The sequence below is a fragment of the Micromonospora sp. NPDC047465 genome (assembly GCF_040643125.1).
In the GTDB taxonomy this organism is placed as follows: domain Bacteria; phylum Actinomycetota; class Actinomycetes; order Mycobacteriales; family Micromonosporaceae; genus Micromonospora.
Genome location: NZ_JBEYTP010000021.1, coordinates 92,832 through 113,254, shown reverse-complemented (window position 1 = coordinate 113,254; position 20,423 = coordinate 92,832). Strand labels below are relative to the sequence as shown.

The 20,423-nt window shown below is 74.4% G+C and carries 22 protein-coding genes; 11 read left to right on the top strand and 11 right to left on the bottom strand.

Annotated elements, in window-relative coordinates; genetic code table 11:
• Positions 1 to 149 precede the first annotated feature (149 nt).
• Positions 150 to 2,105: a PQQ-binding-like beta-propeller repeat protein gene (locus tag ABZ793_RS20140; RefSeq protein WP_357459316.1), complete on the top strand. Its 1,956-nt coding sequence runs from the start codon at positions 150 to 152 to the stop codon at positions 2,103 to 2,105.
• A 70-nt stretch (positions 2,106 to 2,175) separates the two neighbouring features.
• Here the strand turns inward: ABZ793_RS20140 and ABZ793_RS20135 are convergent, their stop codons facing one another.
• The 3 genes from ABZ793_RS20135 to ABZ793_RS20125 form a co-directional block, all read right to left on the bottom strand.
• Positions 2,176 to 2,715 carry a DUF1697 domain-containing protein gene (locus ABZ793_RS20135; RefSeq protein ID WP_357459313.1) on the bottom strand — a complete coding sequence of 180 codons (540 nt, stop codon included), beginning with the start codon at positions 2,713 to 2,715 and terminating at the stop codon, positions 2,176 to 2,178.
• Positions 2,716 to 2,932: 217 nt separating this feature from the next.
• Positions 2,933 to 3,160, bottom strand: a complete 228-nt coding sequence (locus ABZ793_RS20130; RefSeq protein WP_357459310.1) for a Rho termination factor N-terminal domain-containing protein — start codon at positions 3,158 to 3,160, stop codon at positions 2,933 to 2,935.
• Between the two features lie 312 nt (positions 3,161 to 3,472).
• On the bottom strand, positions 3,473 to 4,405 hold the full coding sequence (locus ABZ793_RS20125) for an AAA family ATPase (protein WP_357459308.1): 933 nt from the start codon (positions 4,403 to 4,405) through the stop codon (positions 3,473 to 3,475).
• A gap of 198 nt (positions 4,406 to 4,603) precedes the next feature.
• Here ABZ793_RS20125 and ABZ793_RS20120 point away from each other — a divergent pair, with 198 nt between their 5' ends.
• The 5 genes from ABZ793_RS20120 to ABZ793_RS20100 are packed head-to-tail and all read left to right on the top strand — an operon-like array spanning position 4,604 to position 8,658.
• On the top strand, positions 4,604 to 6,256 hold the full coding sequence (locus ABZ793_RS20120) for an AAA family ATPase (RefSeq protein ID WP_357459305.1): 1,653 nt from the start codon (positions 4,604 to 4,606) through the stop codon (positions 6,254 to 6,256).
• Positions 6,257 to 6,287: 31 nt separating this feature from the next.
• Positions 6,288 to 6,740 carry a hypothetical protein gene (locus ABZ793_RS20115; RefSeq protein ID WP_350702960.1) on the top strand — a complete coding sequence of 151 codons (453 nt, stop codon included), beginning with the start codon at positions 6,288 to 6,290 and terminating at the stop codon, positions 6,738 to 6,740.
• On the top strand, positions 6,740 to 6,952 hold the full coding sequence (locus ABZ793_RS20110; protein WP_357459301.1) for a DUF2997 domain-containing protein: 213 nt from the start codon (positions 6,740 to 6,742) through the stop codon (positions 6,950 to 6,952). Before ABZ793_RS20115 ends, ABZ793_RS20110 begins: the two co-directional genes overlap by 1 nt.
• A complete protein-coding gene (locus tag ABZ793_RS20105; protein ID WP_357459298.1) occupies positions 6,936 to 7,925 on the top strand; it encodes a hypothetical protein in 990 nt (329 codons plus the stop codon). Before ABZ793_RS20110 ends, ABZ793_RS20105 begins: the two co-directional genes overlap by 17 nt.
• Positions 7,918 to 8,658, top strand: a complete 741-nt coding sequence (locus ABZ793_RS20100; RefSeq protein WP_357459295.1) for a 4Fe-4S single cluster domain-containing protein — start codon at positions 7,918 to 7,920, stop codon at positions 8,656 to 8,658. Before ABZ793_RS20105 ends, ABZ793_RS20100 begins: the two co-directional genes overlap by 8 nt.
• Here ABZ793_RS20100 and ABZ793_RS20095 read toward each other — a convergent pair.
• The 5 genes from ABZ793_RS20095 to ABZ793_RS20075 form a co-directional block, all read right to left on the bottom strand.
• Positions 8,625 to 10,046, bottom strand: coding sequence for an amino acid permease (locus tag ABZ793_RS20095; protein WP_357459292.1), 1,422 nt, complete (start codon positions 10,044 to 10,046; stop codon positions 8,625 to 8,627). The two genes, ABZ793_RS20100 and ABZ793_RS20095, sit on opposite strands and share 34 nt — an antisense overlap.
• Positions 10,047 to 10,160: 114 nt before the next feature.
• A complete protein-coding gene (locus ABZ793_RS20090; protein ID WP_357459290.1) occupies positions 10,161 to 10,712 on the bottom strand; it encodes a heme-binding protein in 552 nt (183 codons plus the stop codon).
• A 39-nt stretch (positions 10,713 to 10,751) separates the two neighbouring features.
• Entirely contained in the window at positions 10,752 to 11,501 is a 750-nt protein-coding gene (locus ABZ793_RS20085; protein WP_357459287.1) for a hypothetical protein, read from the bottom strand.
• The gene (locus ABZ793_RS20080; RefSeq protein ID WP_357459284.1) at positions 11,498 to 12,292 is read right to left on the bottom strand and encodes an ABC transporter permease; all 795 of its coding nucleotides are present in this window, start codon (positions 12,290 to 12,292) and stop codon (positions 11,498 to 11,500) included. The genes ABZ793_RS20085 and ABZ793_RS20080 overlap by 4 nt, the downstream gene beginning before the upstream one ends.
• Complete coding sequence (locus tag ABZ793_RS20075; protein ID WP_357459280.1) at positions 12,289 to 13,185, bottom strand: ATP-binding cassette domain-containing protein; 897 nt, start codon at positions 13,183 to 13,185, stop codon at positions 12,289 to 12,291. The genes ABZ793_RS20080 and ABZ793_RS20075 overlap by 4 nt, the downstream gene beginning before the upstream one ends.
• A gap of 133 nt (positions 13,186 to 13,318) precedes the next feature.
• Here ABZ793_RS20075 and ABZ793_RS20070 point away from each other — a divergent pair, with 133 nt between their 5' ends.
• Positions 13,319 to 14,557, top strand: coding sequence for a histidine kinase (locus ABZ793_RS20070; protein WP_357459278.1), 1,239 nt, complete (start codon positions 13,319 to 13,321; stop codon positions 14,555 to 14,557).
• Positions 14,554 to 15,249: a response regulator transcription factor gene (locus ABZ793_RS20065; protein ID WP_357459275.1), complete on the top strand. Its 696-nt coding sequence runs from the start codon at positions 14,554 to 14,556 to the stop codon at positions 15,247 to 15,249. Before ABZ793_RS20070 ends, ABZ793_RS20065 begins: the two co-directional genes overlap by 4 nt.
• A 169-nt stretch (positions 15,250 to 15,418) precedes the next feature.
• Here the strand turns inward: ABZ793_RS20065 and ABZ793_RS20060 are convergent, their stop codons facing one another.
• A complete protein-coding gene (locus ABZ793_RS20060) occupies positions 15,419 to 16,234 on the bottom strand; it encodes a D-Ala-D-Ala carboxypeptidase family metallohydrolase (RefSeq protein WP_357459272.1) in 816 nt (271 codons plus the stop codon).
• 304 nt (positions 16,235 to 16,538) lie between these two features.
• Between ABZ793_RS20060 and ABZ793_RS20055 the strand changes: the two genes are divergently transcribed.
• Both ABZ793_RS20055 and ABZ793_RS20050 read left to right on the top strand, forming a co-directional pair.
• Positions 16,539 to 17,180, top strand: a complete 642-nt coding sequence (locus ABZ793_RS20055) for a hypothetical protein (protein WP_357459269.1) — start codon at positions 16,539 to 16,541, stop codon at positions 17,178 to 17,180.
• 17 nt (positions 17,181 to 17,197) lie between these two features.
• Positions 17,198 to 17,662, top strand: coding sequence for a PPOX class F420-dependent oxidoreductase (locus ABZ793_RS20050; RefSeq protein WP_357459266.1), 465 nt, complete (start codon positions 17,198 to 17,200; stop codon positions 17,660 to 17,662).
• Between the two features lie 59 nt (positions 17,663 to 17,721).
• On the opposite strand, the gene ABZ793_RS20045 is transcribed toward ABZ793_RS20050, so the two are convergent.
• Positions 17,722 to 18,363, bottom strand: a complete 642-nt coding sequence (locus ABZ793_RS20045) for an NAD(P)H-binding protein (protein ID WP_357459263.1) — start codon at positions 18,361 to 18,363, stop codon at positions 17,722 to 17,724.
• A gap of 126 nt (positions 18,364 to 18,489) precedes the next feature.
• Positions 18,490 to 19,722: a serine hydrolase domain-containing protein gene (locus ABZ793_RS20040; protein WP_357459261.1), complete on the bottom strand. Its 1,233-nt coding sequence runs from the start codon at positions 19,720 to 19,722 to the stop codon at positions 18,490 to 18,492.
• Between the two features lie 81 nt (positions 19,723 to 19,803).
• Between ABZ793_RS20040 and ABZ793_RS20035 the strand changes: the two genes are divergently transcribed.
• Complete coding sequence (locus ABZ793_RS20035) at positions 19,804 to 20,397, top strand: pentapeptide repeat-containing protein (protein ID WP_357459258.1); 594 nt, start codon at positions 19,804 to 19,806, stop codon at positions 20,395 to 20,397.
• The last annotated feature ends 26 nt before the right edge of the window (positions 20,398 to 20,423 follow it).

Genomic DNA, 20,423 nt, shown 5'->3' with positions numbered 1-20,423 from the left:
CGGTCGCGGCCCGGGGCCGCGACCGCACGACCGGTCCGTCACCCGTTGACGGCCGACTCTCCCGGTCCTAGGGTTCCCCGTTAACGGTCAGGGCCGTAACCGTGGAGGCTTTGGTCGACTCAGGGTGAACCCAGCCGGAAGGGCGCATGATGACGGGAAATCTCTCGCGGCGGGCACTGCTCGCCGGGCTCGGTGCGGTAACGGCAGCGGCCGTATCCCCTCGGGCGGCCCTCGCCGCCCCGGACGGCGACCTCGGCGAGACGTTCGACGTCGCCATCACCGACCTCGGCGCGGCCTCCCGGGTGCTCAACTTCGGCAACGGCGTCCGCGTCGGCGACGAGATCTGGTTCGCCACCCGGCAGATCCTGCCTACCCGGGTCGCCGCGTACGACCTGACCCAGCGGCGGATCACCAAGACCGCCCTCATCCCCGGCGTACCCGGCCTCTGGGGCATCGACGCGGTCGGCACCGACCTCTTCGTCTCCTCGTACTCCCCGGGTCTGCTGTTCAAGGTGGACACCGTCACCCTGGAGGTGACCCGGGTGCTCGACCTGAAGGAGGAGGTCGGCTGGACCGTCAAGGCGTCCCCGGACGGCAGGGTCTTCGTCGGCACCTACCCCTCGGCGAAGCTCTGGGAGTACGACCCGGCGACCGACCGGGCCACCGACCACGGTCGGATGGACCCCGACGACACCTACGTTCGCGACCTGGTCGCCACCGACACCACCGTCTACTGCGGCATCGGGTCCCACGCCGGGCTCGTCGCCTACGACCGGGCCACCGGCACCCGCACCGACATCCTCCCCGCCGCACTGCGCGACCGCACCTTCGGCGCGGTCTGCCACCTCGCCGGCGACCACCTCGTCGTCGGCATCTCGCCCACGGCCGAGATCCTCGTCGTGGACACCCGCGACCACAGCCGCCACCAGATCCTCAAGACCCCGAACGACTCGTTCGTCGTCGGCATCACCAGCCGCGGCGACGAGATCTTCTACACCACCCGCCCGAGCGGCTCGCTCTACCGGTTCCGGCTCGGCGACACCGCGCCCACCCTGGTCGGCGTCCCGATCGCGGAGGCGTCGAACGTCCGGATCGGCTTCCTCGACGACGGCCGGCTCTGGGCCGTGCAGACCGCCGGGGGCATCTTCTACGACCTCGACACCCGCACCACCGAGGCGCTGGACATGAGTTCGCCGGACCTCGCCCCCACCCCCGAACGGCCGATGTCCCTCTGCCACGCGGGCGACCGGATCGTGGTCGGCGGCACCCTCGGCGTGCAGGTCGTCTCCACCGAGGCCACTGCGGCCTTCGACACCTTCCGGGTGCCGTTCGGCGGCGAGGCGAAGGACATGGAGACGTACGGGGGCCTGGTGCACATGGGCGTCTACACCCTGGCCCGCTACCTCACCCTGCCCGTCGACGGACGGGCCGCCACCGAGGTGGCCCGGGTCGACGCCGGGCAGGAACAGACCCGGCCGACGTCGCTGACCGTCGACCGGCGCCGCGGCCTGGTGCTGATGTCCACCGAGCCGGACTACGGCCGCTGGGAGGGCGCGCTCAACATCTACGACGGGCAGCGGATCCGCAGCTGGCGGGGCATCCTGCCGGACCAGACCGTGCAGTCGCTCTGCCCCGACCCGCACGGCGTCTTCCTCGGCGGCAGCATCCGCAACGGCTACGGGACCACCCCGACGACCAGCCGGGCCCGGCTCGGCTACTTCGACTACCGCACCGAGCGCCTGGCCTGGCTCGTCGAGCCCACCTCGGGCGGCGTCATCGTGGACCTGAAGCTGATCGGCCGGGTGTTGGTCGGCGTCACCAGCGAGGGCGAACTCTTCGCGCTGGATCCGCGTACCCGTGAGGTGCTCTGGCGGATCGACGTCGGCGCGGCCGGCGGCAAGCTGGCCGTCATCGACGACCGGGTCTTCGGCGTCGACGGCACCCGCCTCTGGACGGTCCCCGTGGGCCGCCGCCAGCCGACGCTGACGGTGCTGGCGGACGGGCTGAACCAGTCCTGGTTCGGCGCCCCGGAGGTGGTCACCGACGGCGTGCGCGCCCTCTTCACCACCCGCGGCACCAACCTGATCCGGGTCGACCTGAGCTGACCGGTCCCCGGCACACGCTCGGGGCGCGCCGCTGACAGGGGGCGGCGCGCCCCGACCACGTTTGGTCGGGTCAGGGTGTCGCCAGCTCGGCGAGGGCGCGCACCGACCGCCAGTTGCGGGTGGTCGCCACCACGCCGAGCTTCTTCTCCAGGTAGTTGTTCGTGAACTTCGACCGGCCGTAGCCCCCGTCGGGGTAGTGCAGATAGACCTCGCGCCCGGTGACCGTGAACGCGACGTTCTCGCCGCCGGGCACGGTCAGCGCGTCCACGGCGGACTTCCCGGGCGCGGTCGCGAGGAAGGCGACCAGCAGCCGCGTCGGGTCGTCCTCCCCGTCGGCGTACGGGTTGCCGCCGGCCACCGCCGCCAACTCCCGGCCGCCGCGCACCAGCACCGGCACCGTCAGCCCCAGCTCGTCGGCGATCGCCCGCTCGATGCCCCGCGCCAACGCGTCGGCGTCGCGCACGGTGCTGCCGAAGACCACGTTCCCGCTCTGGAGGTAGGTCTTCACGTCGTCGTGCCCGAGGCCGGCGACCAGCCGGCGCAGGTCGGCCATGCCGACCTTCGCGCCGCCGACGTTGACCCCGCGCAACAGCGCCACCCACCTGTCCATGCGACCTCCTCGCCCCTGTACGGGCCAGCCTAGGGGCCGGCGGCCCGCCGGCCGGCCCACGCGCCGGGTCGGCGGCGGCTCGCGTGCCGGGTTGGCGTCGGTTCGCGCGCCCGCTCAGCGTTGGCTCGTGTGCCGGGTCGGCGTCGGCTCGTGTGCCGGGTCGGCGTCGGCTCGCGCGCCGGACCGGCGTCGGCCCGGGGGCCGGCTCAGCGGCGACTCAGCGGCGGCGGATGGCGGTGGAGTCGAGGCGGAAGCCGATGGTGCGGTCCACGATCCGATCGACCAGGTCCGCCTTGCGCAGCCCGGCGACGCCCCGCAACTCCAGGCCCGCGGCCAGCGCCCGCAGGTCGCGGGCGGTCCAGCCGGAGAGGTACGCCGTACCGTCGGCGCGGCGGGACATGGCCGCCAGTGCGGCGCGGGCGCGGGCCGGGTCGGTCGCCGGCACCGCCCCCCGGGCGGACCGCGCGGCCGGGCCCGCCGGATCCGCGGATGGGGCGACCGGACGTGCCGGCTGGCCGGCCGGATCCGCGGGTGGGCCGGACCGGCCCGCCGGCTGGTCGGCCGGACGCGGGGGTACGGCGGCCCGACGGGCGGGGGGGGGGCACCGGGCGCGCGGCGGTGGGCGGACCGGGCGGGGCGCCGTCGAGCGGCACCACCGCGAGCCGGGCGCGCCCCTCGACCAGGGCGGCGAGGTCGGCGGCCGGCAGCTCCCGCAGCAGCGCGCTCAGCAGGTCGGTGACGTCGCGGCCCGGCCCGGTCACGACACGACCCGCTCGGGCTGGAGGTGTTCGAGGAACTCCGTGGCGAACTGACGCAGCTCGTCGCGGACGACCGGAGCGGTGATCCGGTCGCGCAGCACCACCGGCACGCCGCGCGGGGTGTTCGTGGCGAACGCCGTGACGTTTTCCCGCAGGGCGGTGGGGAAGACCGGCAGGCCGAGCGCGCGGACCTGGTCCATGTAGCCCTGGTGCGCGGCGATCGGCCGCTGCGCCATCAGCTGGATCATGGTGAACACCACCCCGGCCACACCGGGGGCGACCTTGTGGTGCCGGCGGGTGGTGGCGAACCGGCGGGCGTCGGCGTTGTAGTGGTCGACCAGCTCCCGGACGTTGCCGTGCAGGTAGTCGATGCCCAGCGTGGAGAGGTAGTCCGCCTTCGCGGGGATGAGCAGGTGGTCGCTGGCGATGATGGCCGACTGGGTGACCACGTTGAAGTTCGGCGGGCAGTCGATGAGCACCAGGTCGTAGCCGCCCAGCGCGTCGTCGTGCAGCCCCTCGGCGAGGGAGCCGCGCACCCGGAACAGCTCGGCGTCGTACTCCTCGCCGTCGGCCACGCCCCGGGCCAGGGTCAGGTCGATGTCGACGAGCTGGAGGTGGGACGCGATCAGGTCGAGGCGGCCGGTGCCGGTGAGTCGCGCGTTGGCCGGGCCGGGGGAGACGACCAGCTCGCCCAGGGTCACCGCCGGGATGTCCCCGTGCAGCCCGTCGTACCAGCGCTTCACCGTCCGGCCGTCGCGCAGCCGCTCCCGCCAGTCGTCGGGTTCGTAGAAGCCGAACGTCAGGCTGGCCTGCGGATCGAGGTCGACGAGCAGCACCTTCATGCCCCGGTTGGCCAGTTCGGCCCCGAGGTTGGCGGTGACGGTGGTCTTGCCGACCCCGCCCTTGTAGTTGATCACGGACACCACGTACATCGGCGGCACCTCCCCGACCGGGAACGGTAGCGGGCGGGCGATCTTCGTGCGGAACCCGCTCCGGCCCCCGCGGGCACCGAACGGGCCACCGGGCGGGCAGGGCAGTCGACGCGGCGGGGACCAGAGATTCCGCGCCCGATCGGCCGCCGGGCGCCGATCTCTCCGGCTGTTAGAGTCTGCGCTGCTCAGGTGCGCGGCGTGGGGGAGGGATCGACGGTGGTGCCGTTCCGGGTCGCGCTGTCACAACTGCTCAAGGCGCGCTTCCCGATCCTCTACGTCGAGTCGTTCGAGGAACAGCGGGTTGTCGCCGAGGTCTGCGCGGTCGCCCAGGACGCCATGGCGGTCCGCACGCCCCGCGCGGTGTGGACCTGGTCGCAGACGACAGGGCTCGTGCAGCCCGACGGCGTCGCCCGCAAGGGCACGACCGACCCCGCGGACGCGCTCGACGCGGCGCTGCGGGTCGACCACCCGAGCGTACTGATCTTCAAGGACCTGCACCCCGCGCACGGCGGCGGCGACCAGCGGGGCGGCCCCGGGGTGGTCCGCCGGCTGCGGGACCTGGCGGCGGCCTTCAAGGCCGGGCCGGTGCCGCGCACCCTCGTCCTCGTCTCGCCGGTGCTGCACATCCCGGTGGAGCTGGAGAAGGACGTGACCATCGTCGACTTCCCGCTGCCCACCGAGGCGGAGATCCGGCGGGTGCTGGACGGGATGATCGCCGCCAACTCGGCCAGCGGTCGGATCCGGATGGGCCTGGACGACCTCGGCCGGGAACGGTTCGTCAAGGCCGCGCTCGGGCTCACCCTGCACGAGGCGGAGAACGCGTTCGCCCGCGCCATGGTCAACGACGGGGTGCTCGACGACGGCGACCTCGCCGTGGTGCACGAGGAGAAGCGGCAGACCGTACGCAAGTCGGGGCTGCTGGAGTTCGTCGACGTCACCGTCGACCTCGCCGACGTCGGCGGGCTGGAGAACCTGAAGCGGTGGCTGGCCCGGCGGGACGGTTCCTGGCTGGCCGAGGCGGCGGCGTACGGGCTGCCCGCGCCCCGGGGCGTCCTGATCACCGGCGTGCCCGGCTGCGGCAAGTCGCTGACCGCGAAGGCGATCGCCGCGGCCTGGGGCCTGCCGCTGCTGCGGTTGGACGTCGGCCGGGTCTTCGCCGGGCTCGTCGGGTCGAGCGAACAGAACATGCGCACCGCCATCCGGACGGCCGAGGCGACCGCGCCGTGCGTGCTGTGGGTGGACGAGATCGAGAAGGGCTTCGCCGGCGGCGCCGGCGACTCCGGCACCTCCGCCCGGGTCTTCGGCTCCTTCCTGACCTGGATGCAGGAGAAGACGCGGCCCGTCTTCGTCATCGCGACCGCGAACGACTTCGAGGGGCTGCCCCCGGAGCTGCTCCGCAAGGGCCGCTTCGACGAGATCTTCTTCGTCGACCTGCCGACCCGCGCGGAGCGGGCGTCGATCTGGCGGGTCCACCTGGCCCGGCGGCTGCGCAATCCGGCCGTCGCCGGCGGCCTGGCCCTCGACGACGCCCTGCTCGGCGAGCTGGCCGGGCTCAGCGAGGGCTACTCGGGGGCCGAGATCGAGCAGGCCGTCGTCGGCGGGCTCTTCGACGCGTTCGCCGAGCGGCGTCCGCTGCGCCGCGACGACCTGGTCCGGGCGCTGGTCAGCATGGTGCCGCTCAGCGTCACCCAGGCGGAACGGATCGACTCCGTACGCTCCTGGGCCGACACCCGTGCCGTCGCCGCCACCGCCGCCGAGGACTGGGACCTCGGCGGCCGTCCCGGCGGCCCGCGCTCCCGCCCCGGCCCTCCCCCGCAGCGGGGGCAGGGCGGACGAGCGGTCGAGTTCTAGTGTGTGCCTCGACTGGAAGGAGAGGTTCCCGATGAGCGTCTCACTGATACTCCTGCCGCTGGCCGTCGCCGCCGTCGCCGCGACCCATGGCGCCACCGCGGGCCGGGACCGGGAGGGCCGCGTCGTCTGTCAGGTGCAGACCCGGATGCGGGACGAGACGCTGCTCGCCGCGGCGCTGCGGGACACGGACGCGGTGGTCGGCACCGACGGGGACGCGATCACCGCGGAGTGGGCCGGCGTGCGGGCGAGCTTCCGGCGTGGCGAGGACGGCGTCTGGGCGGCGCACTTCACCGGCGAGGTCGACGAACAGCGGGCGGTCGAGGTGGTGCGGGCGATCGACGCCGCCTACGGGCGGCAGGTCCAGCGGGCCGTGCTGGCCCGGCTGCGCGAGCAGGCCCCCGTCGCCGGCCTGCGCCTGGAGTCCGAGCAGGTCACCGAGGACGCGAGCGTCCGCCTGGTGTTCGCCGTGGAGGGCAGGTCCTGATGAGTGAGCAGCCGCGGATCGTGGTCACCGTCTCCAGCGAGGGCGTGGTGAGCGCCGAGACCCGGGACGTGCTCGGCGACCGCTGTCTCGACTACGTCGCCGTGCTGGAGGACCTGCTGGCGGCGCGGGCGGTGAGCAGCGCGTACACGGCGGACCACGCCCGCGCCGCCGTGACCGAACGGCAGGAGCAACGCGATGTCGAGCGCGCCTAGCCCGGGCTGGCCGCACCCGACCGCCCCGGGCCCGGCCGGCCCGGTGGGGAGCCTGAGGTGGCGGCTGCTGCACAGCTGGTGGCTGCTGCTGCCGCTGTTCGGGTGCAGCTGCCTCGGCGGCTTCGGGTTTATCTACGTGGGGCTCCGCGCCGGGCGGCCGGCGTGGTGGATTCCCGGCATCGTCTACACCGTGGCGGGCTGGACCGCCTTCGTCGTCGTCGGCGAGACCGACAAGGAGGCCGCCGCCAGCGACTGGGCCGTCGGCGCGCTGCTGGCCGTCACGGCGGCCGGCATCCTGCACGCCCTGCTGATCAACTCGGCGTGGCTGCGCTGGCGGGCCGGCTACCGCCCCTGGTACGCCCCGCAGCCGGCGGCGCCGTGGCCCGGCGGCCCGTACCCGCCCGGCCCGCTGGCCCCGCCCCCCGGGTCGACCCCCGCCGGTGCGTTCACGCCCGCCACCGGGCCCTACCCGCCCGGGTCGCCGGCCCACGCGCCCGCGTCGCCGGCGTACCCGCCCGCGTCGCCGGCCTTTCCGCCGGGGGCACCCGGGTATCCGTCGGCGCCGGCGTACCCGCCTTCCGCGCCGACCCACCCGCCCGTGCCGGCGGGGTCGCAGCCGCCGGCCGACCCGACGATGGTGCCGTACCAGCCCGTCGACTACTACGGGACCGGGCCGGTCGCGGCTCCCGTGCCCCGGCCCGGCCAACCGGTCGCGGCCCGGCCGTCCGGCGGGCCGGTGGACGTCAACGCCGCCGGCCACGACGACCTCGCCGCGCTGCCGGGCTTCGACCCGCACCGCGCCCGGCAGGTGCTGGCCGAGCGGGACCGGCGGGGCAGCCTGGCCGAGTTCGCCGCCGCCGCCAACCTGGCCCCCCACGAGTACGCGCGCCTGCGGGACGTCCTGGTCTGCGCCCCGCCCGCCGGCCCGGCGCCGGGGCAGCAACCGCCGCTCGGCCGGGTCCTCGATGTCTGAGAGTCCGCCACCACCCGGCGCGGTACCCGAGCCGGCACTCCGCCCGGCATCCGGGGCGGCGCTCGGCCCGGCGCCCCGCGCGGCGGCCGGGCCGGAGACCGTCGCCGTGGCCCGGTTCCTCGGCGCCACCCGGGCCGAGGGGCCGGGCGAGCGCACCGCCGTCTGGGTGCAGGGCTGCGCCATCCGCTGCCCGGGCTGCTTCAACCCGCACCTGTGGAGCTTCCGGGGCGGTGAGCGGGTGGCCCCGGCCGACCTGGTGCGGCGGGTGCTCGACGCCGGCACCGAGGGGCTGACGCTGCTGGGCGGCGAGCCCTTCGACCAGGCGGCCCCGCTGGCGACCGTCGCCGCCGGCGTAGGCGCCGCCGGGCGCTCGGTGATGACCTTCACCGGCTACACCAAAGCACAGTTGGACGGGGCGGTCGACGCCGGCCGGGACGACGTCGCGGCGCTGCTCGCGGCGACCGACCTCCTCGTCGCCGGGCCGTTCCTGGCCGACCGGCTCGACACCCGGCGACCCTGGGTGGGCTCCACCAACCAGGAGTTCGTGCTGCTCGGCGACCACTTCCCGGGCCTGCTCGACGCGGTGTCGCGCAGCCCGGACCGGGTCGAGGTCACCGTCGACGCCGCCGGCGGGATCGCCGTGAACGGCTGGGCGGAGGTCGACGCCCTCGACGAACTGCTGGCGTCGGTGGCCCGTCCTCAGCCCCGCCGGGCGAGCTTCGAGCGGCGGTAGCCGTAGAAGGCGTAGATCAGCGCGCCGAGCACGAACCAGACCGCGAAGCGCAGCCACGTCACCGGGGCGAGGAAGGTGATCAGCCAGAGGGAGAAGAGGGCGCCGATCGCCGGCACCACCGGCATGCCCGGCAGCCGGAACGTGCGTGGCGCGTCGGGGCGGCGGTAGCGCAGCACGATCACCGCGACGCAGACCACCACGAAGGCCAGCAGGATGCCGATGTTGGTCAGCTCGGCGGCCTCCCGGATCGGCAGGAAGCCCGCGATCAGGGCTGAGCCGACACCGACGATCCAGGTGACCCGGCTCGGCACCCGGCGGACCGGGTGCACCTTGGCGAACCAGCCCGGCAGCAGGCCGTCCCGGCTCATCGAGAACCACACCCGGGTGACGCCGAGCATGAAGGTGAACATCACGGTCAGGATGCCGATGATCGCGCCGACGGCGATCACGCTGGCCAGGCCCGACAGGCCGACGGAGGCGAACGCGGAGGAGAAGCCGCTCTCCGGGTCGATGTCGCGGTAGTTCTGCATGCCCGTCAGCACCAGGGTGGCCAGCACGTAGAGGACCATCGAGATGGCCAGCGAGTAGAGGATCGCCTTGGGCATGTGCCGACGGGCGTCCTTCGACTCCTCGGCGGCGGTGCTCATCGCGTCGTAGCCGAAGACCGCGAAGAAGACCGTGGCGGCGCCGGTGAACGCCCCGCTCAGCCCGAACGGGAAGAACGGCGAGTAGTTCGCGGTGTGGACGTGGAAGAAGCCGACCACGATGACCAGCAGCACCACGGCGACCTTCAACCCGACGACGAACGTCTCGAAGCGGGCGGCGGACTTGATGCCGAGGTTCAGCAGGAAGGCGATGAACAGGCAGAGGATCACCGCGAAGAGGTCCACCACGTGCCCGTCGCCGGTGCCCGGGGCGCCCAGCATCCACGCCGGCAGCTCCGCCCCCAGCTCGGTGACGAGGAACGAGAAGTAGCCGGAGATGCCGATGGCCACCACGGCCACGATCGCCGTGTACTCCAGCAGCAGGTCCCAGCCGATGAACCAGCCCACCGCCTCGCCGAGCACCGCGTACCCGTAGGTGTAGGCCGAGCCGGCCTTCGGGATCATGCCGGCGAACTCCGCGTACGACAGGGCGGCGGCCGCGCTGGCGAGCCCGGCGATCAGGAACGAGATCAGCACGGCCGGGCCGGCGGTCTCGTTCGCCACCGCCCCGGCCAGGGCGAAGATGCCGGCGCCGATGATGCCGCCCACCCCGATGGCGGTGAGCTGCCAGAGGCCGAGGGATCGGGCCAGCCCGCCGCCGCGCTCGTCGGCGATCTCCTCGACCGGCTTGCGGCGGAAGATGCCCGTGCCGCCGTCGCCCGCAGCGCTTCCCGCGGAGGTCATCGTCGTCCCCCTTCCGAACCCGCCCGGGCGGTCACCCGTGCGTCCCTGCCGGTACCCGCGAACGACGCGGGTAAATCTCCAACGAGGACGCCCGTGCCGGGGTGCGGCACGGGCTCACTCGGCGACCGGCAGCACCACCTCGTTGTGGCGCAGGAACCAGGGCTTCCACGGCGGGTCGAAGCGCGCGTACCGGACCGCGTCGGTGGGGCGCAGCCCGGCCGCGGTGACCGCCCGGCCGAGCGCGGTCGCCCGCCGGTCGAACGCCCGCGCCGTCCACCGGCCCCGGAACCGGACCGCGGCGGCGAGCTGCGCGGGGACCTGCCGGGTGCGGACGCGGGGGTCCGTCGGCTCGGGCAGCGTGTCGGGGGCGCAGGCCGCCGGCAGCACCAACCGCAGCAGCCAGCAGCCCGGCCGGTCGGCCTCCTCCTGGAGGTACGGCGCGGTCATCGCGATCGTCTGCGGGCCCGCCTCCCGCGCCGCGTTCACGCTCGCGTCGCGGGGCCGGTTGGCGCCCCCGACGTACGCGGCCAGCGGCCGGAAGCCGTCCCGGGCGGCCTGCTCGAACGTTCCCTCGACCTGCACCTCGGCGACCAGGCACGGCGGATAGCGGCGCAGCTCGAAGCCGGGGTGCCGGGTCACCACCCGGTACGGCTGCTGCTCGGTCATCGCGCGCTCCCCGTGCCCAGGGCCCCGTCGAACGCAACGCTACCGTCCGTCGACCTCCGGCTCAGGCGAAGTCGCGTCCTCCGGCCGGGGACGCACGGCCGACCGGGTCAGCCGCCAGTACTGCCGTCTGCGCTCGTCCCGGACCACCAACCCGGAGCGGGCCAGTTCGCCGCGCAGCTCCCGGGCCTCGCCGCCCCGGTCGTCGTCGAGCGCCCTCTGCCGGGCCCGCAGCAGCGCGTCCGCGCCGGCCGGCAGGCCGGGCAGCCCCGGCACCCACCGCCGGTACGCGTCCCGGTGCGGGTCGGCCTCCGCCCACGGCCAGCCGTGCGCGCGGAGGGCGGCGCGCAGCCGGTCGGGGGCCAGGTCGGACTTCTCCCGGACCAGTTCCCCGTCGTCCGGGCCGAGCAGCACCAGGTCCCTGCCGTCGAGGAACACCGCGCGCACTCCCCGCCGCTCGACCTCCCGGCGGGTGCCGCCACGGCGCAGCGCCACCCGCCCGGCGCAGACGGTGACGGCGAGCCGCTCGGCGGTGCCGATGGCGGCGACCAGCAGGCCGCCCAGCGCGCCGACCGCCAGCCCGCCGATGCCCGCCTGCGGGTCGGGTAGCCCGGCGACCAGCCCGAACAGCTTCTGTGCCGGCGCCCAGGGCAGCTCGGCGAGCCACCCCGCGCCCGCGGTGAGCAGCCACCCGGCACCCGCCCCGAGCGCCGGGCAGCCGCCCCAGAGCAGCGCCAGCTCCGCCACGCCGCCGTCGACGACGGTGGGAGCGCCGTGGCCGACCACCGTCACGACACCTCGCGGCGCAGCGTGCGGACCAGCCCGGCGACCAGCGGGACGACCAGCCAGACCAGCAGCGACACGCCGAGCCGCGCCCACTGTCCGGCGGTCACGTCCGGGGTGAACAGCGGTTCCATGGTGCGGCCCGTGTCCAGCCAGCCCGCCGGACCCTCCAACTGCCGGATCAGCCCGCCGAGGATCGACCAGAGGGCCGGCAGCAGCAGGTAGCCGACGATGGCCAGCGGCGTGTTGAGCAGCAGCAGGCCGAAGCCGGCACCCATCAGCACGCCGGCCACCTGCACCACCACCGCGTGCAGCAGCAGCGACCCCTCGAAGCGCCAGGTGCCCGCGCCGCCGGTGGCCCCCGCGACGAACGTGCCCGCGGCGGCCACGCCGAGGCTGACCAGCACCGACGCCAGGGCGGCCAGCACCATCGCGGCCAGCTTGGCCGTGATCACCCGGCCGCGGCGGGGCACCAGGGCGAACGTGGTCAGCGCGGTGCGCTGCGACCACTCCGCGGTGACCGACAGGATGCCCAGCACCGGCAGCAGCAACCCGACCGGCAGCAGCGTCGGGACGAAGAAGTTGGCGAAGGTCTGGTCGGCGTCGGCCGCCCAGACGAGCTGGACCACGACGAGGGCGGCGGCGAGCAGCCCGATGGTGATCAGCAGCCACAGCCCGGCCCGGGTGTCGACGAGCTTGCGCAGCTCCACCCCGGTGAGCCGGAGCAGCGTCGGTCGGCGTACCGCCGGACGACGGTGGGGTGCGACGGTGGGCGGGGCGACGGCGGTGGTGGTGGTCATCGGACGGCCTCCCGGGTCGACGCGCCGGCGGTCAGGGTGAGGAAGAGCTGTTCCAGGCCGCCGCTGCCGGCGGCGCGCAGCTCGGTGAGGGCGACGCCGGCGTCGGCGGCGGCCTGCCCGACCGTTTCGGCGCCGGCGCGGACCAGCAGCCCGTCGGTGCCCTCGGTGACCGGGAGCCCGGCCCGGTCCAGCGCGCCGCGCAGCGCCGCCGTGTCCCGCGCCCGGACCAGGGTGCCGCCGCCGGCCAGCAGCTCGTCCTTGTCGCCCTGGGCCACGATCCGGCCGCCCCCGATGACCACCAGCCGGTCCGCGACCGCCTCCACCTCGCGCAGCAGGTGGGAGGAGAGCAGCACGGTGCCGCCCCGGTCGGCGAAGTCGCGCAGCAGGCCGCGCATCCAGAAGATCCCCTCCGGGTCCAGGCCGTTGGCCGGCTCGTCGAGGATCAGCACCCGCGGGTCGCCCAGCAGCGCGTGGGCCAGGCCGAGCCGCTGCCGCATCCCCAACGAGTACGCCCGGACCCGGCGCCCGGCGGCGACCGCGTTCAGCCCGACCAGGTCGAGCGTGGCGGCCACCTGCCGGCGGTCCACGCCCATGGTCGCGGCGGCGACGGCCAGCGCCTCCCGCCCGGTGCGCCCGGCGTGCTGGGCCGAGGCGTCCAGCAGCACGCCGACCTCCCGGCCCGGGTTGGGCAGCTCCCGGTACGGCCGGCCGGCGACCGTGGCGCCGCCCCCGCTGGCCGGGGTCAGGCCGCAGATCATCCGCATGGTGGTGGACTTGCCGGCGCCGTTCGGCCCGAGGAAGCCGGTGACGGTGCCCGGCTCGCAGCGGAACGACACGTCGTCGACGGCCGTGTGCCGCCCGTACCGTTTGGTGAGGTGTTCCACGTCGATCATGTCGGTCAGGCTGCCCGCGTCGGCCGGCTGTCCGCAGCGGCCGAGGGTCTCGCCCGGCGGCTACCTAGGTCGACGCTGAGGTGTCGACTTTGGTAGCTGGCCGGCGTCCGGGGCGGCTGCCTAGCATGACGGCGTGACCAGCGCGGCCGTACCCGACCATCCCTGGCTGCTGCCGGGGTCCCTCGCCGGGGCGGCCGGGCGGAGTCGGCGGACCACCCGGGACTGGCTCGTCGACAGCCTCTGCTTCCTGCTCGGCCTCGGCTGGGTCCTGCTCGTCACGGCGGACGCCGCCGCGCCCGACCCGGAGTTCGCCACCCCGCTGCCGCAGCGCTGGATGGTCCCGGTCGACGCCCTGCTCGGGCTCGTCTGCTGCGTGCTGCTCTGGGTGCGGCGCCGGTGGCCGTTGGGGCTGGCCGTCGTGACCCTGCCGTTGACCGCCTTCTCGCTGGCGTCGGCGGTCCCGCTGCTGATCATCTACTTCACCGTCGTGGTGCACCGCCGTACGGCCGTCGCGCTGGGGATCACCGCCGCCGGTCTGGTCACCAACTTCTTCTTCAGCTACCTGCGTCCCGACCCCCACCTGCCGTACTGGGTGGCGACCGTCTGGGGCGTGGTGCTCAGCCTCTCCGTGCTCGCGTGGGGCATGTTCGTCCGGGCGCGGCGGCAGCTCGTCGTGTCGCTGCGGGAGCGCGCCGAGCGGGCCGAGGCGGAGCAGCAGTTGCGGGTGACCCAGGCCCGGCACCTGGAGCGCACCCGGATCGCCCGGGAGATGCACGACGTGCTGGCGCACCGGATCTCGCTGCTCAGCCTGCACGCCGGGGCGCTGGAGTTCCGGCCGGACGCCGCACCGGAGGAGGTGGCGAGGGCGGCGGGCGTGATCCGGGACAGCGCGCACGCCGCGTTGCAGGACCTGCGCGAGGTGATCGGGGTGCTCCGCGCGGAGACCGCCGCCGAGGAGGACCCGGAGCGCCCGCAGCCCACCCTGGGCGACCTGCCGGCGCTCATCGAGGAGTCCCGGTCGGCCGGGGTACGGGTCAGCGTCCGCGACGTGGTAACGGCGGCGGAACAGGTGCCCGTGGCAGCGGGGCGCAGCGTCTACCGGATCGTGCAGGAGGGGCTGACCAACGCCCGCAAGCACGCCGCCGGGGCCGCGGTCACCGTCGACGTCGGCGGCGGCCCCGGCGACGGGTTGACCGTGGAGATCCGCAACCGGTGGCCGGTCGGCAGCGTCACCGGCCCGGAGATCCCCGGCGCGGGCACCGGCCTGGTCGGCATCGCCGAACGGGTCAGCCTGGCCGGCGGTCGGCTGGAGCACGGGCGGGACGACTCGGGCGACTTCCGGCTGACCGCCTGGCTGCCGTGGCCGGCGTGACCGGGCCGGCGACGGCCGCGACCGAGGGGCCGGTGCGGTTGCTGATCGTCGACGACGACGCGCTGGTCCGCGCCGGGCTGTCGATGATCCTCGGCGGCGTGCCGGACGTGCTCGTGGTCGGCGAGGCCGCCGACGGCAGCGAGGTGCCCGACGCGGTGGCCGCGTGCGCGCCGGACGTGGTGCTGATGGACATCCGGATGCCCCGGCTCGACGGGCTCGCCGCCACCGAGGCGCTGCGGGCGTCCCCCGACCCGCCGGAGGTGCTGGTGCTGACCACCTTCGACGCCGACGAGCAGGTGCTCCGGGCGTTGCGGGCCGGGGCCGGCGGCTTCCTGCTCAAGGACACCCCGCCCGCCGAGATCGTGCGGGCGGTACGCCGGGTGGCGGCCGGGGAGGCCACCCTCTCCCCGGCGGTGACCCGCCGGCTGATCGACCACGTGACGGCCCCCCGCGCGCCCGGTGGCCCCGAACCCCGCCGGGAGCGGGCGCTGCGGCAGCTCGCCGGGCTCAGCGAGCGGGAGCGCGAGGTCGCCGTCGCGCTCGGGCAGGGCCGGACCAACGCCGAGATCGCCGGCGAGCTGTTCATGAGCGTCGCCACCGTCAAGGCGTACGTGTCGCGGCTGCTGGTCAAGCTCGACCTGAACAACCGGGTCCAGGTCGCCCTGCTGGTCCACGACGCCGGCCTGGTCTGACCCGCGTCCGCTCGCGGCGACCCGGGCAGCACGACGCCGGCCCGGGGCGCGGGGTTTTCCCCACCCGCGCTCCGGGCCGGCGTCGCCGTGACGTCCCACCTGTCCGGCCGTTCCCGGCCGGCGCGTTCCACCTGTCCGGCCGTTCCCGGCCGGCGTCGCCGTGCCCGTCCTACCGGTCCGCCGGCCCCTGGCTGGCTCGGGTGTTGGCGGCGCCGATCCCGCAGTCCGGCGCGGACCAGCTGGTGGTGTTCGACGTGCGGTCGTTGTCGTTCTCCCGCCGCGAGTCCACGTGCACGTGGTCGTCGTGGTCCGGGTAGCCCGGCCCGTAGATGCCGCTGAAGCCCCGGTTGCGGGCGTCCCGGGCCACCTCGCACAGCGAGCTGGTGCGGGAGACCACGTCGGCGGCGTTGCCGTAGAGGTGCTGGCTGTCCGACGCCCCGCCGACCTGGTCGTTGCAGGCGCGGCTGCGGAAGCCGCTGCTCACGTAGAGCGGCTTGTCGCCGAGGCTGCGCCGCATCGCCTCCAGCTTCCACATCGTCTGCAGGGCGTTCTGGCGGGTCTGGGCGGCCGACAGCGGGCCGCCGGTCCACCCGCCGCGGCCGCAGCCGTCGTCCATCTCCGCGAAGCTGAAGTGCCGCGGGGTGCAGTCGTTGTCCTGCAGCTCGTAGATCTTGGCGTACGTCTGCGGCCCGGCGACGCCGTCGACCCGCAGCCCGTACGCGGCCTGGAACCGCCGGACCGCGGCGGCGGTCTTCGGCCCGAAGCGGCCGTCGAGTTCGACGATGTCCCGGTTGCCGGCCCAGCCGGCGACCCGGATCTGCAGCTGGCGGACGTCCTCGCCGGAGCGCCCCTGGTAGAGGTTGCGGTTCCACGTGTAGCAGGCGTCGGCGTGGGCCGCCGGCGCGGCGACCACCGTGGCGATCGCGGCTCCCGGCATCGCCAGGGCGAATGCGACAAGCGCCCGTTTCAGGGTGTTAACGCGCACAGAAGTCCTCCCGATAGGAGTGCGATTGGGGTAGCGTTCGGGACATCGACCGGGGCGTCCCGTGTTTCCACCCTGACACCTGGGCGGCCCTTTGGCGGCAATTAACGAGAATTGTCCTCACGATTGGTGGTTCCGGGGCCCTGCCCGGGCATCGGGCCCGTTTGCGAAACGCCCAATCGCTGCGAACCGGCCGCAGAAAACCGCGAACGGCACGCGGTGTCGCAATCGGCGACACCGAGGGTGATGTTCTGCGGGCGGTTCGACGCGGTAACGTCAGCGCCGGCGGGAACGGGGAGGTGGCGGCGTGGCGCGCGGTGGCGTCTTCTGCGTCGAGGGCCAGTGGCACCGGGACCTCAACGAACGCGGCTCCGTCCTGCCCACCCTCGAACTGCTCGAACGGCTCGGGAAGATCCGCTTCATCCACAAGGACGCGGCGACCCGCGACGAACTCTTCTACTTCGTCGACCGTTGGTTGCTCAAGCAGTACGCCGACCACCGGGTGGGCTTCTTCGCGATGCACGGCGAACCGAGCCGGCTCTGCCTCACCGACTGGGAATCCGTCGAACTCGCCGACGTCGCCGAACTGATGGCCGGCCGTTGCGAGAGCCGACGGCTCTATTTCGGCAGCTGTTCGGTGCTGCGCGCCTCCGACGCCGCGCTGCGGGACTTCCTGGCCGCCACGGGAGCGGCGCTGATCTGCGGTTTCACCCGGGAAGTGGACTGGGTGGAATCGGCTGCCTTCGAAACCGTACTGCTCGACGTGCTGGCCAACGGGCAGCGGCACAACGCCGCCGAGCTGCGGATGGGCTCGGCGCACTGGGCGCCCCTCGCGTCGTACCTCGGGTTCCGGATCATCTACGCCAACGGCCGCGCCTGGCGGCCCTCGGTCCGCCCCCGGGTCCCCGCCCAGCCCGCCGCCGGCCGCGCCGCGCCCCGCCCGCGCTGACCGACTGGTAGAAACGGGTGGTGGCAGGCATCGCGACGAACACCCGGGTCGACCGGGCCGAGCTGGTCGAGTTCCTCCGGCCCCGGCACCGGGTGGTGCTGATGACCACCCGCGCCGACGGCCGGCCGCAGTCGTCCCCCGTCTCCGCCGGGGTGGACGGCGAGGGACGGCTGGTGATCTCCACCTACCCCGAGCGGGCCAAGGTCGCCAACATCCGCCGCGACCCCCGGGTCTCCGCGTGCGTGCTCTCCGACGACTGGAACGGCCCGTGGGTCCAGGTCGACGGCACCGCGGAGGTGCTCGACCTGCCGGAGGCGCTGGAGCCGCTCGTGGACTACTTCCGCCGCATCTCCGGCGAGCACCCTGACTGGGACGAGTACCGGGCGGCGATGGTCCGCCAGGGCAAGTCGCTGATCCGGGTCACCGTCGACGCCTGGGGGCCGATCGCCACCGGCGGCTTCCCCGCCCGCCTCGCCGGCTGACGCCCGGCGTCGGCCCGGCTCCCCGGTCCACACCGTCACCCCGGCGGGCGGAACCGCCGTCAGTACGCGGCGGTGAACCGCTCGTTCGTGTGGCGCGGGGTCTCGATCTCGTCGACGATCGCCACCGCCAGGTCCTCGTAGCTGAGCACCGAGCGGCCCTCGTCGTCGGTGACCGGCTGATCGCCGCCCGTGCGGTAGTGCCCGGTGCGCTCGCCCGGATGGAACTCCAGCGGCGGCGGGGAGACGTACGTCCAGGTCACCCCGTCGGCCGACGAGCGGTAGAAGTCCAGGGCGTCGGCCTGGCCCAGCGCGGCGTCGCGGTACTCGTCGGGGAAGTCCGGCTCGTCGAGGTAGCGGGTGCCCTTCGGGGTGAGCAGCGTCGACCCGCCGCCCACGTGGATGATCCGGGGCGCGGCCGGCAGACCCCGCAGCGTGCCGACCAGGGTCCGCGCCGCGTTGAGCCAGAGGCCGCGCTCCCCGCCGCCGATCGCCACCACCATGACGTCGGTGTCGGGCGCCAGGTCCCGCACGCTCCGTTCGGTGGTGGCGTCGCCGGTGACCAGCTTGACCGACGGCGGCAGGTACGAGGTGGCCTCCGGGCGGCGCACCGCGGCGGTGACCCGGTGCCCCCGGCCGACCGCCTCGGCGGTGATCCGCGAGCCCGCGGTGCCGCCCGCCCCGAACACGACGATGTTGCTCATGACCGCCTCCCGCCCCCGTCCGGCCGGGGCGGTGACCGTCTGCCTGCCCGCCCGCCGGGTTGCCGTCCGCCTCCCAGGTTATGGAGCGGGTGGCCCGGCCGGTGCGGTAACCGGCGATCCGACGGCTCAGTCGACCAGGGCGGAGTAGACGAGCTGGCGCAGCTGCGGCCGCAGCGGGTAGGTGCTCGACGGCAGGAGCTGGGTGAAGAGCAGCGCGGTGACCTCCTCGACCGGGTCGACCCAGAACGCCGTGCTCGCCACCCCGCCCCAGTAGTACTCGCCGACGCTGCTCGGCACCCGGCTCGGGACCGGGTCCTCCACGACCGCGAAACCCAGCCCGAAGCCGATCCCGTCGAGGGTGGTCTCGGCGAAGCCGCCGGCGGAGAGGGTCTCCAGGTCCCGCCCGCCGGGCAGGTGGTTGCGGGTCATGAAGCGCACCGTGCGCGGCGCCAGCAGGCGCGCCCCGTCCAGCTCGCCGCCGCGCAGCAGCATCTGGGTGAACCGGTGGTAGTCGGCGGCGGAGGAGATCAGGCCGCCGCCGCCGGAGAGCAGCAGCGGCTTCTCGTACGCCAGGGCGCCCAGCTTGTCGTAGCGGAACGCGCGGCCGGTGCGCGGGTCCGGCGCATAGAGCGCGGCGAGCCGGTCCGCGGCGTCGCCGTCGGCCCACCAGTGGGTGTCGGTCATGCCCAACGGGCGGAAGATCCGGTCGGCGAAGAAGGCGTCCAGGCTCTGCCCGGAGACCACCTCGACCAGCCGGCCCAGCACGTCGGTGGCGACCGAGTAGCCCCAGGCGGTGCCGGGCTGGAACAGCAGGGGCAGCTCGCCGAACGCCTGGCAGGCGTTGGCCAGGTCGACGTCCGCCGGCGGGTACAGGTCGTAACCGGCGGCCCGGTAGAGGCCGTCGACCACCGAGGTCTGCATGAAGCCGTACGTCAGGCCGGCGGTGTGGGTGAGCAGGTGCCAGACCCGGATCGGCTCGACCGCCGGCACGGTGTACGGCTTGAGGGCCGAGCCCTTGCTGTAGACCCGCAAATCGGCGAACTCGGGCAGCCAACGGCTGATCTCGTCGGTCAGCTCGAAGCGGCCCTCCTCCCAGAGCATCATCGCGGCGACCGAGGTGACCGGCTTGGTCATCGAGTAGATCCGCCAGAGGGTGTCCGCCTCGACGGGCGCCCCCGCCTCGATGTCGCGCAGCCCGTACGTCGACGAGTGGGCGATCTCGCCGCGCCGGGTGACCACCACCTGCCAGCCGGCGAGCCGGCCGTCGTCGACGTACCTGCCGAAGTGCTCGTCGATCCGCGCCAGGCGCGCCGGGTCGAAGCCGATCTGGTCCGGGTCGATGCTGCGTGCCACACTCACGCCGCCGAACCTACTAGCCGGTACCCCGCGCCGGAAGAGCCGGCCGCCACACATGTCGTACGCGCTGAGTAGCCTGGCCCGATGCCCGAGCTGACCGAGGACGCGACCTTCCGCAACGAGGACTGGTACGGCGAGGAGTTGGTGGACCGGCACTTCGTCGGCTGCTCGTTCTTCCACGTCGACCTGACCGAGGCGGTCAGCCAGGGCGCGGTCTTCGACGGGTGCACCTTCGGCAACGTGCGGTTCAACGCCTCCCGGCACACCGACTCGGCCTTCACCCGCTGCACCTTCCAGCGGTGCAACTTCTTCGAGGCCGAGTTCACCGGCTGCAAGCTGGTGGGCAGCACGTTCGCGCAGTGCGACCTGCGACCGTTGACGGTCTCCGGCGGCGACTGGTCGTTCGTCGCGCTGCCCGGCGCCGACCTGCGCGGCGTGCGGATCACCGACGTACGGATGCGGGAGGTCGACCTCACCGGGGCCAACCTGACCGGCGCCACCGTCACCGGCGTGGACCTCTCGGCCGCGCAACTGCACAGTTCCCGGCTGTCCGGCGCCGACCTGCGCGGCAGCGACCTGACCGCGCTGGACCCGACCGTCGTGGAGCGGGCCGGGGCGATCGTCGACCCGGCGCAGACCGTGGTGATCGCGCAGGCGCTCGGGTTCGAGATCCGCTGAGGAAAGCCGCCACGGGTTGTCCGGAT

Excerpts from the sequence above, each read along its gene's own strand:
- ABZ793_RS20140 (WP_357459316.1), top strand. The coding sequence starts at position 150 with ATGACGGGAAATCTCTCGCGGCGGGCACTGCTCGCCGGGCTCGGTGCG.
- ABZ793_RS20135 (WP_357459313.1), bottom strand. The coding sequence starts at position 2,715 with ATGGACAGGTGGGTGGCGCTGTTGCGCGGGGTCAACGTCGGCGGCGCG.
- ABZ793_RS20125 (WP_357459308.1), bottom strand. The coding sequence starts at position 4,405 with ATGTACGTGGTGTCCGTGATCAACTACAAGGGCGGGGTCGGCAAGACC.
- ABZ793_RS20115 (WP_350702960.1), top strand. The coding sequence starts at position 6,288 with ATGAGCGTCTCACTGATACTCCTGCCGCTGGCCGTCGCCGCCGTCGCC.
- ABZ793_RS20110 (WP_357459301.1), top strand. The coding sequence starts at position 6,740 with ATGAGTGAGCAGCCGCGGATCGTGGTCACCGTCTCCAGCGAGGGCGTG.
- ABZ793_RS20105 (WP_357459298.1), top strand. The coding sequence starts at position 6,936 with ATGTCGAGCGCGCCTAGCCCGGGCTGGCCGCACCCGACCGCCCCGGGC.
- ABZ793_RS20100 (WP_357459295.1), top strand. The coding sequence starts at position 7,918 with ATGTCTGAGAGTCCGCCACCACCCGGCGCGGTACCCGAGCCGGCACTC.
- ABZ793_RS20095 (WP_357459292.1), bottom strand. The coding sequence starts at position 10,046 with ATGACCTCCGCGGGAAGCGCTGCGGGCGACGGCGGCACGGGCATCTTC.
- ABZ793_RS20090 (WP_357459290.1), bottom strand. The coding sequence starts at position 10,712 with ATGACCGAGCAGCAGCCGTACCGGGTGGTGACCCGGCACCCCGGCTTC.
- ABZ793_RS20080 (WP_357459284.1), bottom strand. The coding sequence starts at position 12,292 with ATGACCACCACCACCGCCGTCGCCCCGCCCACCGTCGCACCCCACCGT.
- ABZ793_RS20075 (WP_357459280.1), bottom strand. The coding sequence starts at position 13,185 with ATGATCGACGTGGAACACCTCACCAAACGGTACGGGCGGCACACGGCC.
- ABZ793_RS20045 (WP_357459263.1), bottom strand. The coding sequence starts at position 18,363 with ATGAGCAACATCGTCGTGTTCGGGGCGGGCGGCACCGCGGGCTCGCGG.
- ABZ793_RS20035 (WP_357459258.1), top strand. The coding sequence starts at position 19,804 with ATGCCCGAGCTGACCGAGGACGCGACCTTCCGCAACGAGGACTGGTAC.